The organism is Mycobacterium sp. (assembly GCF_035697385.1).
GTDB lineage: Bacteria > Actinomycetota > Actinomycetes > Mycobacteriales > Mycobacteriaceae > Mycobacterium.
Map to the genome: position 1 here is coordinate 1 of NZ_DASSCY010000330.1, position 10,286 is coordinate 10,286.

At 67.0% G+C, this 10,286-nt stretch carries 9 protein-coding genes; 3 read left to right on the forward strand and 6 right to left on the reverse strand.

All coding sequences use genetic code 11. The features are described 5' to 3' along the window. The 4 genes from VFH65_RS27880 to VFH65_RS27895 all read right to left on the reverse strand — a co-directional run. On the reverse strand, nucleotides 1–1,668 hold a 1,668-nt coding region (locus VFH65_RS27880; RefSeq protein ID WP_353326140.1), incomplete at its 3' end, for a sulfatase-like hydrolase/transferase. Beyond that, nucleotides 1,661–2,104: an SRPBCC family protein gene (locus VFH65_RS27885; protein ID WP_353326142.1), complete on the reverse strand. Its 444-nt coding sequence runs from the start codon at nucleotides 2,102–2,104 to the stop codon at nucleotides 1,661–1,663. The genes VFH65_RS27880 and VFH65_RS27885, both read right to left, overlap by 8 nt. 24 nt (nucleotides 2,105–2,128) lie before the next feature. Next, a complete protein-coding gene (locus tag VFH65_RS27890; RefSeq protein ID WP_353326143.1) occupies nucleotides 2,129–3,175 on the reverse strand; it encodes a tartrate dehydrogenase in 1,047 nt (348 codons plus the stop codon). Then, nucleotides 3,172–4,776 (reverse strand): SLC13 family permease, encoded by a 1,605-nt coding sequence (locus VFH65_RS27895; protein WP_353326145.1) that lies wholly within the window; start codon nucleotides 4,774–4,776, stop codon nucleotides 3,172–3,174. Before VFH65_RS27895 ends, VFH65_RS27890 begins: the two co-directional genes overlap by 4 nt. Before the next feature lie 172 nt (nucleotides 4,777–4,948). On the opposite strand from VFH65_RS27895, the gene VFH65_RS27900 reads away from it, so the two are divergent. The 3 genes from VFH65_RS27900 to VFH65_RS27910 all read left to right on the forward strand — a co-directional run bounded on the left by VFH65_RS27900 (nucleotide 4,949) and on the right by VFH65_RS27910 (nucleotide 5,958). Then, nucleotides 4,949–5,203 carry a type II toxin-antitoxin system Phd/YefM family antitoxin gene (locus VFH65_RS27900; protein WP_353326147.1) on the forward strand — a complete coding sequence of 85 codons (255 nt, stop codon included), beginning with the start codon at nucleotides 4,949–4,951 and terminating at the stop codon, nucleotides 5,201–5,203. Continuing rightward, nucleotides 5,196–5,609, forward strand: coding sequence for a type II toxin-antitoxin system VapC family toxin (locus VFH65_RS27905; protein ID WP_353326149.1), 414 nt, complete (start codon nucleotides 5,196–5,198; stop codon nucleotides 5,607–5,609). Before VFH65_RS27900 ends, VFH65_RS27905 begins: the two co-directional genes overlap by 8 nt. A 124-nt stretch (nucleotides 5,610–5,733) precedes the next feature. Continuing rightward, nucleotides 5,734–5,958 (forward strand): hypothetical protein, encoded by a 225-nt coding sequence (locus VFH65_RS27910; protein ID WP_353326151.1) that lies wholly within the window; start codon nucleotides 5,734–5,736, stop codon nucleotides 5,956–5,958. A gap of 4 nt (nucleotides 5,959–5,962) precedes the next feature. On the opposite strand, the gene recD is transcribed toward VFH65_RS27910, so the two are convergent. Together recD and recB are read right to left on the reverse strand one after the other, a co-directional pair. Then, entirely contained in the window at nucleotides 5,963–7,615 is a 1,653-nt protein-coding gene (recD, locus tag VFH65_RS27915) for an exodeoxyribonuclease V subunit alpha (RefSeq protein ID WP_353326155.1), read from the reverse strand. Nucleotides 7,616–7,647: 32 nt separating this feature from the next. Then, nucleotides 7,648–10,286: exodeoxyribonuclease V subunit beta (gene recB / locus VFH65_RS27920; protein WP_353326153.1), on the reverse strand; the 2,639-nt coding region annotated here is incomplete at its 5' end.

Here is a 10,286-nt window from a genome sequence, read left to right on the forward strand (position 1 = left end):
GTGCTGACGCAGCTCGTGCAGTGCCGGATCCGTCCACCTGTTGGCTGCCTCCGCCGGGTCCGCCGTCAGGTCGTACAGCTCCCACTGGTCGTCGAGCGGCTCACTCCGATACGCCTCGCCGCCGAGCCCGTTCGCCGCCAGATGGCGCACCCCCGGTTCCGTCCACGTCGCCGGATCGTCGAACGTCCGCACCAACTTCCACAAGTGGCCCTCGCCGCCCGCGACGTCGTCGACCCGCACTACCAAACCCTCGAAGTTCGACCCCACGTGCGCGGGCACCCGGATCCTCAGCGGGGCAGGCGGATTCGCTATCAGCCTCAACCGACGTGCCAACCCCGACGCTCCCGAATCGCCCTCCAGCATGTTGTCGCGCGTCATCAGATAGACCGCCCGCGCCTCGTCAGCCAAAGCTCCGTCAACGACCGGCATCAAGTCCCGGCCCGGCAACGGGTGCACTTCGGTGAACGAAGAGGCCAGCTTCGCCGCCACCGCATCCACGTCGACGCCCGCAGCCCCGAGCAGCGTCGGGACGATGTCCACATGCGACGTCGGCGCCGTCACTACACGACCCGTCGTAGCCCCCGGCCCGATCCGCGCCACGACGAACGGCACCCGCGTCGCCTCGTCGTAGAGGTTGAACCACTTCTGGTGCAGGCCACCGTGCGCACCCAGCAGATCGCCATGATCGGACGTCCGCACCAGCACTGCGTTCTCCGAGCCACCCTCGGTCACGGCCCGCCGCACCCGGTCGATCGGTCCGTCCACCTCGGCGTGCAGCCGGTAGTACAGGTCGCGGTACTGCTGGGCGTTGCGGTCGTACGTCCGGTTGATCGCCGGCGCAGGCCCGTAGCCCGAGTAGTACGCCTCCCGGAACGCGATCTGCGCGGCCGGCTTGGTCGACAAGTCCTCTTTGGCCGTCGGTGCCGCCGGTACCGCGGGAGGGTCCAGTGGCGACGGCGCAACCGGGCTGCGCCGCTGCCACGCCGGAAACAACACGATGTCATGCGGGTTGACGAAGCTGGCCACCAACAGGAACGGACGCATCGCGTCGGCGTCTCCCGCGCGGCGCCGCGCATACCGGTCCTCAAGCCACGCGACGACGCGGTCCGCGATCAGCGGGTCACGCCGAACCCCGGCATTGGACAGCAGCGAGCCATGCGGTTCAGGACCGATCCAGCCCGAAAACCCGAACGGCCCAAGCGGATCCGCGTCGAGATAGCGTTGCACCGCATCGCCGTCGACGACACCGTCGTCGTCGTTGGTCGCCAACGGTCGACCGGTCGCCGGGTCGGTGAGGTCCGCATGCGAGATGTGCCACTTGCCGTCGTAGTGGGTGTCGTATCCCGCCGCGCGGAACCAGTTGCCCAGCGTGGGCACCTCACCCCGGCGCAGCCAGCGCATGCGGGAGTCGTCATATACCTTGCCGATGCCGTCGGTCTGCGTGACGCCGTGCAGGTCGGGGTACTGCCCTGTGAAGATCGTCGGGCGGCTGGGCACGCAGGCCAGTGAGCCGGTGTAGTGCCGCTGGAAACTGACGCCGTGCTCGTCGAACCACTTGCGGCCTACCAGCGTTCGGTCACGCCACGCGATGACCTCGGGCGCCTCGTACGGAGGAACCGCGCGCTCCTCGTCGGTCATCAGGATGACGATGTCGGGGCGATCAGACACGAGCACTCTCCATTCGTTTCGCGAGACCGGCGAGCATCGCGTCGGACTGCCGGGCCAGCACGCGGCACACGATACGTTCGGCCAGCTGTTGGTCTGGGCGAGAACCGATTTCGACCGTGCTGGTCAACGTCACCACGCTCGAACGGCCGACCGGCCGCAGCGTCCAGCGGTTCGTGACCCTGCGCAGACGTTTGGGCAGGCCCTCGATGTCATAGGCGAGAGCGTGCGGCGCGTCGAACTCGACGATGCGCTCGACCAGAACCTCGCGTCCGACCTGAACGCGACGAGTAGTGCCGACGGGTCCCGTGCCGCCTACGAGGATGCACGAATGGTCGACGTTGTCGACCCACGAACTGATCCCGCCGAAGTCCGCCAGGACGTCCCAGATCTGCTTCGGGGCAGCCGCGATGTTGCGGGTGCGGTCGATGTCGGCCACGGCCTCACGGTAACCGGTGGCGCGTCACCGCAGCTGTGAAATCAACGCCTCCGTCACTTCGACTGTCGACGCGCTTCCGCCCAGGTCACCTGTGCGCGTCTCGGGTTTAGCCAGGGTCGACTCCATCGCCGTCAACACATCACCCGCCGCCTCTGGGTGCCCCAGATGCTCGAGCATCATCGCCGCCGACCACACCGCGCCGATCGGGTTCGCCACACCCTGGCCCGCGATATCGGGTGCCGATCCGTGTACCGGCTCGAACATCGACGGGTACTCCTTCGTCGGGTCCAGGTTCGCCGACGGCGCGATGCCGATGGATCCCGCCACCGCCGCCGCGAGGTCAGACAGTATGTCGCCGAACAGATTCGATCCCACCACCACATCGAAACGCTGCGGCTGCAGCACGAACTTCGCCGCCAGCGCGTCGATGTGCTCGCTGTCCATCCGCACGTCCGGGAAGTGCGACGCGCGTTCCGCGACCACCTCGTCCCAGAACGGCAGCGTGTGCACAATCCCGTTCGACTTGGTCGCCGACGTCACGTACTTGCGCCTCGTGCGCGCCAACTCGAATGCGAAGTCCGCGATCCGGCTCACCCCGACGCGCGTGAAAACAGATTCCTGGACAGCCATCTCGTCAGGGAAGCCGCGGTTCAGCCGGCCGCCGATCTCGCTGTACTCGCCCTCGACGTTCTCCCGCACCACGACGAAGTCGACTTCGCCCGGCGCCCGCAACGGGCTCTGCACCCCGTCGAACACCCGGATCGGGCGCAGGTTGACGTATTGGCGAAACGCCCGCCGGATCGGGATCAACAACCCCCACAGCGACACGTGGTCGGGTACACCCGGCCAGCCAACCGCGCCCAGAAAGATCGCGTCGAAATCCCGCAGGGTTTCGATCCCGTCGGAAGGCATCATCGCGCCTTCACGCGCGTAGCGCTGACACGACCAGTCGAAGTCGGTGTAGGACAAGTCGATTCCATGCTTGGCTGCCACCGCGTCGAGCACCGCACGCGCCGACGCGATGACCTCCGACCCGATTCCGTCGCCCGGAATGACGGCTATGTAGCTCATCCGCCCAGCCCGAGCAGGCTGACCATCAAGGGAAGCAGAAGGATGATCAGGATTGCGCCCGCGATGTCGAACGCGATACCGGACCGGATCATCGTCGTGATTTTTACGACGCCCGAGCCGTAGACGATCGCGTTCTGCGGCGTCGACACCGGCAGCATGAAGCCGAACGACGCCGCGAACGTCGCCGCCAGCGCCGGCACGAACGGGTTGACACCGGCGGCGATCGCCACAGGGATCACGATCGGCACCACCACCGCCGCTGACGCCGTGTTACTCGTTGTCTCCGACACGATGATGGCCAGGATCACCGCGAAGATCGTGATGGGCACGATGCTCGACAAGCCCAGCGCGTCGTTGACAGACGTGCCGATGGTCTCGGCGAGGCCGGTTTCGGAGATCAGTGAGCCGAAGATGATGCCGCAACCGAAGAGCACGATTGTGCCCCAGTCGATTTCGGCGGCATCGCTCCAGCGAAGAGTGAACTCGCGGTTCTGCCAGTCTGTCGGCAGGAGGAACAGTAGCGCCGCTCCGAAGACCGCGACAACGCCTTCGTCGAACCTGTCGCTGACGAACTCGTAGGCGCCTGACTCGGTTCCGGCGATCAGCGCGACGATGCCCGGCATGATCCACAACGTCACCGTGATGACGAACGCGATGAGCGTGTTCTTCTCGGCGCGCGTCAGTGAACCCAACTTCTCCCGCTCGCCGGCCACGTACTCGGCGACGCCGTCGATTCTCTTGATCTCCGGCTTGTTCAGCCGCAACAGGATGAGTGCCAGCAGGGCGAACATCACGAGGCAGATGGGAATGGCCATCACCATCCACTGGAAGAAGCTGATCCGCTCGCCGGTGGCCTCCTCGATGAGGCCGCGCCCGATCAGGTTGGGGGGACTGCCCACTGGCGTCAGCAGGCCACCGACGCTGGCGCCGTAGGCCAGCATCAGCATGATGGCCGCGCCGACCCGCAGCCGCTGCGGATCGAAGTCGGGCTCGACGTCGCCGCGGTGCTGCAGCAGTTTGGCGACGACGCTGAGGATGCCGATCGCCGTCGGCAGCAGCATCGCCACCGTTGCCGTGTTCGACACGAACGCCGATAGCAGGCAGGTGATCGCGCCGAACGCGAGGATCACGCCCGTCGTAGACCGGCCAACCCCCGGCAGCGAGAGGATGAAGAACGCGAACCGCCGCGCGACACCGTGTTTGAGCATCGCCTGCGCGAGGATGAACGCGCCGATGAACGTGAAGATGGTCGACGACCCGAACGGCCCGAGCACGTCGTCGACCGGCGCGACACCGAGGAAGACGGCGACCGCCACGCCGAGCAGACCACCGATCGGGATGGGGACCGCCTCGCTGATCCACAGCGTGATCACCCCGAGCAGCACGGCGGCCAGCACATGCTGCTCTCGCGGGATGTCGATGGGCAGAACCAGGAAGGTGACGGTCAACAAGGGGGCAAGGAAGAGGCCGACCGTCCGTCGGCCCTTCTCGAACCGTTCCTCCTGCGGCGAGAGTTTCTGCTCGCCGAGGCTTCGGTACGTGGCGGTCCCGAGTAGCGCCTTGTCGACGTCGGTCGGCTTGACCTGGTTCTCCGTGGTCATGAGGCGTGCTCCCGTCCGCCGTGGCGTGTGTCCTGCACCACACTCCGATGGACGCGGAGTTTCTTTTTTCAAACGAACCTAAACATCGCCCTGCTGGCAGCGACCGATGATGCATGAACGCCTTTGGAAGCAGGACGAGCCCACGCCGTAGCACCGGTGCTACGATGGGCTTGTGTCCACGGAGATCACTCAGCGCGAGTTGCGAAATAGCAGCGGTGAGATCATGCGGCGGCTTGATGACGGCGAGTCCTTCGTTGTGACCAGAAACGGTGTTCCGGTCGGCGAGCTATACCCACTCCGTCGCCGTCGATTCGTCAGTGCCGAGACGGCTTTGGCAGCGTTCCGGGGCGCTCCGCGCGTAGAGCTTGACCGGTTGCGAGCGGACCTCGATCAGGCCGCCGGCCAGGAGACTGCCCCGCGTGGTTGACGATCCGCGTCGGCCGCAAGGCCTTATCGACACCTCGGTGGTGATTGACCTGGACCACATCGACGCTGTCCGGCTTCCACGCGAAATGGCGATTAGTGCCTTGACGCTTGCTGAGCTCGCGGCGGGGCCGCATGCGACGAATGACTCGGCCGAGCGGGCGCGACGTCAAGATCGGCTCCAGCGAGTCGAATCCACTTTCGACCCAATGCCCTTCGATGGCGACTCTGCGAGGGCCTACGGACGTATCTACGCCGCGATCATCGCGACTGGGCGGAAAGCGCGGGGGCCCCGCGCCGTCGATCTGCTGATCGCAGCCACCGCTCTGGCTGCCAACCTGCCCCTCTACACGCGCAACACTGACGACTTTCGAGGCCTCGAAAACCTCCTGACCGTCGTCGGCGTCTGAATACCAGACACCCACGCCGTCGCATTGCAACTTGGCGACGCTCCAGCCAAATCTCGATGACTTGGCTGTGACTCAGGCCACTGGCACGCTATATTGTGAGCGCCGTCATAGGAAAGGCTGGTCAATGGTCGGAGCAGGAGCGCACGATGGCCCGGATTACCCTCCGGCCAACCCGCGGCATCACCACGGTTCGATCGACGCCACCCGCTGGCTGCTCGGCTTTCTTCAGCTCCTGATCGCCGTCTCCGTGATCGTCGGAGTCGTGGCGGCCATGTCGATGGGCTATCCGACCGTCGCGATCGTCATCGCACTCGTCGGCGGTGCCTTCTTCGCCGGCCAGGCCTGCTGACCGGTCACGGTCGCAGCCGCCTCCGTAACCCGCTCGCCCGTACCGCGCGCCGGCCGACCGCCGACCGCACCGCGCTCTCGTCGCCGATGACCCGCACCCGCTCCTTGGCGCGCGTCACCGCCGTGTAGAGCAGCTCGCGCGTCAGCAGCCGCGAGTCCTCCTGCGGGAGCAGCACCGTCACCTCCTCGGCCTGGCTGCCCTGGCTCTTGTGAATCGTCATCGCATGCATCGTGTCGACATCGGCCAGTCGACTCGTCGCGAACTCCTGCCGCTCACCGCCACTGATCACCGCGCGCAACGTTCCGTCCCGCACAACTGTCACCCCCGTGTCCCCGTTGTACAGGCCGAGCCCGTAGTCGTTGGCGGTCACCAGCACTGGGCGTCCCGCGTACCACGACGACCAGATCGGCTCACCCGTCGCCTCGGTCAGCCAGCGCTCTACCTGGTGGTTCCAATACCGCACCCCATACGGGCCATGACGGTGTGCGCACAACAGCCGATGCTCGTCGAGCGTGCGCAGCGCTTCATCCACATCGCCTAGCAGCGCAGCCTCGCGCAATCGAAGCGCATGCGGCACAGCCACTTTCCGTAGATGCTCGGCCGGGTCCTTCGAGTCGATCCACTCGATGTGATCGTCGCTGTCCCGCAGCACCTCGATCACCCGATCCGCGTCACCGACCCGGATAGCCTCCGCCAGCGCACCGATCGACTTACCGAATCGGTGCGACGTCCGTAGCGCAGCGACCTTCTCCCCGCCCAGACCCTCGACCAAATCCGCAAGCACCGCACCGGCTTCCACCGACGCCAACTGGTCCGGGTCGCCCACCAGGATCAGCCGCGCCTCGGGGCGCACCGCTTCCAGCAGCCGCGCCATCATCGTCAACGACACCATCGACGTCTCGTCCACCACGATCACGTCGTGCGGCAACCGGTTGCCCCGGTTGTGCCGAAACCGTGCCGACGAATCCGGCCGGCTACCCAGCAGCCGGTGCAACGTCGTCGCATGCAACCCCGCCAGCGCCTCCTGATCCGCCTGCCCCAGATTGCCGACCTCCAGTTGCACCGCTTCTTGCAGGCGCGCCGCCGCTTTGCCCGTCGGCGCCGCCAGCGCGATCCGCAGTCGGGTCTTTCCGGCGAGCAACGCCAACAACCGCGCCACCGTCGTGGTCTTGCCTGTACCAGGACCGCCGGTCAACACCGTAAGTCCTTGTGACAAGGCGACTTCCGCAGCGGCGCGCTGCTCTTCGAAGCCCTCAGGGAACAGCCGGTCCATGTCCGCTGGCGTCTGCCTCGGCTTCGCGGCCACCATCGCCAGCACGTCATCACACACCTGCTGTTCCTCGAGCCAGTACCGGTCGAGATACAGCAGGTCTTCGTAGAACCTCAGCACCGGCGGCGTGCCCGCCAGCGGGCTCTGGTTCACCGCGGTAAGCCAGGCTTCGACCGCGGGCCACGGCAGGCCGTCGACGCCGACCTGCGCCTCGATCGAGCGCAGGTCCACGCACACCGATCCGCCGCGCAGCGCCCGCACCGCAAGCGCCACCGCCAATGCCACAGACTCGTCTGCCTCATCCGCAAGTGCCGTCAGTCGTTGCGCCACATGCACATCCGCTGATTCGAGTACGCCCGCATCGCTGAACGTGCGGAGCACGCCCATCGCATTCGCCGCGATCTGCCACTCCGTCGTCGTCACGCGACTGCCCTCCCCGCGTCAAGCAGGTCCGACAGCGCAGTGATCAGCGACACCGACGGTGACCAGCTGAACACTCCCGCAGGGTGACCGTCGACCACCGGTGTCTGCGGCCCGCACATGCCGCGTACGAACAGATACAGCACACCACCGAGGTGGCGCGCCGGGTCGTAGTCCGGCTGCCGCCATCGCAAGAACCGGTGCAGCACAACGCTGTACAGCAGGGCCTGCAGCGGATAGTCCGAGTGCAGCATCGCCTCGGTCATCCGCGCCCGGTCGTAGTCGCCTGCCGTCAGCGGCCGGTCGCCGTCGCCCAGCCAGTTCGTCTTGTAATCGACAACCAGGTACCGGCCGCCGATCCGCAACACCGCATCCACCGAACCGCTCAAATAGCCGCGCAGCGACTGGCCGCCCAACGCGTCGTTGCGCAGCCTGCCGCTGTACGACACCAGCGGGTCGTCGGAGGCCAGGTGCTCCCGCAACAACACCCCGACATCGGCCAGCAGGATGTTTGGCGCCGCCGCCCGCAGATCGCCGCCCGCCAACGGAAACTCGAAGTCCAACTCGCGCAGCCGATCCCGCAGCCCGATCTGCCGCAACGTCACACCATCGGCCAGCGGTCCCAACGACGTGTCGTGCATCGGCACCAACGCCTCGGCCAGCACCTCCGGCGTGACCTCGACCGGCCACCACGCCGAGTGCACCCGAATCTGCGCCTCCAGCTCCGCAGCCAGATCGGCCGCGAACGGGTTCGCGGTTTCCAGCACCGCGTGCACCAGCGTGCCGAACTGCGCGCCCATCGGCAGGTCGGCCATCGGCGACGGCACCTCGACTCCGGATCGCGGTTGCAACAGCGGGATGTCGGCGACCTCGTCGTCCAACTCCGCGACCTCAGGCTCGCTGCTAACCCCCGTCGTCTCCACAGCACGGATCAGTCCGGAATAGGACGTGCGCCGCCACGTAGTGTCGATCGCGCGGTGGAAGTGCCGGGCGCCGAGTTCGGACGCCGCGGCGACGGCAGGCACGGCGGGAGCAGGCGCAATCACCGAGTCTTCGATCAGCGGCCCGCCCGTAGCCTCCCATTCGCGCAGCCGTTCCAGCGCGGCGTCGTCATTGATCTTGTCCGGCGAGCACCGGTCCGGCACCTGCGACTCGCCGACCCGCCGACCGCGCAGCAGCCGAGACAATCCGCCGTTCGGTTCGTCGTATGACGGCGCCCACCACGCCACCACCTGCGACTGCGCCCGCGTCATCGCGACGTACGTCAACCGGATGTCGTCGCTGGCGGCCTCGCGGCGGCCGAGCCTTTCGACGGTGTTGTAGTCGAGACTGTCCGCGCCGCCCACGTGGAGGCAGCGCACGCCGTCGTCATGGAACAGGATCAAATCGCGCTGCTGCACATTGCGATTGAACGCGAACGGCAGATACACGATCGGGTACTGCAGGCCCTTACTCACCCACACCGTCATGATCTGCACTGCCGCGGCATCACTGTCGAGCCGGCGGTTGCGTTCGGTTGCGCCGCCGCGCTCTTCGCGCTGGGTCTGCAGCCAGTCGCGCAGCGCGGGCAGGTTGTAGTGCTCGCGGTGCGCGGTCTCGTGCAGCAGCTGCGTCAGGTGCGCGAGGTCGGTCATCTGCCGTTCACCGCCCTGATACGACAACACCCGACGACCCATGCCTGCCAGTTGCGCGGCCTCGAAGATCGTCGCCACGCCACGCTCCCGCGCGTGATCGGCCCACTCCCGCAACGTGTCCGCCACCCGATCCGTCAACGCGTCACCGCCGAGGGCCAGACTCTCGGCTGTTTCGCCGAAGAACATGGTCGCCGCCGCGGCCCGCACCAGCCCGGAGCGGTGCGGCTGATCGAACGCCTCCAGCAGGGTCAGCCAGTCGTCGGCGGCTGCAGATGTGAACACATCGGTGTCGCCGGTGTAGACGGCGGGGATGCCCGCGTCGCCCAGCGCCTCGTAGCACGCCCGCGCATCTCGATGGGCCTCCACGATCACCGCGATGTCACGAGCCTCGAGCGGCCGACCGTCGAACGTCGCGTCACTCGCGAGCAGCTGGCCGATGTCCGCCGCCAGGTCGGCGGGGATGTGCTCACGCAACGCATCGATCGGGAAGAATCGGGAGACGCTGCGGCCGTGAGCCTTTCGCGTGACCACCCGCAACCGGAACGGGTCGTTGTGCGGCGCACCCGACAGCCGGTGACCCTGATGATGAGCGTTGACGTCGCGCACGACGATGTCGGCGTCGCCGAGCTCGGCGCCCCGCATCACCGCCTGCAGACGGTCGACCAGAGCGTCGTCGCTGCGCCAATTGGTGCCGAGTGTCTGGCGTTCGCCTGCGGTGCTCGCCGCGTGCAGATAGGTGACGATGTCGCCGCCGCGAAACGCGTAGATCGCCTGCTTCGGATCGCCGATCAGCACCAGGGTGGAGCGGCCGCTGAAGGCACGGTCGATCACCTGCCACTGCACGGGGTCGGTGTCCTGGAATTCGTCGACCATCACGATCGACCACCGGTGGTGCATCCTGGCGCGCGCAGGGGAGTCGTCGTCCTCCAGCGCGGCGGCCAACCGGCTCAGCAGGTCGTCGTAGCCAAGAATGCCGAGCCGCCGCTTGCGTCGCTCCAATTCGG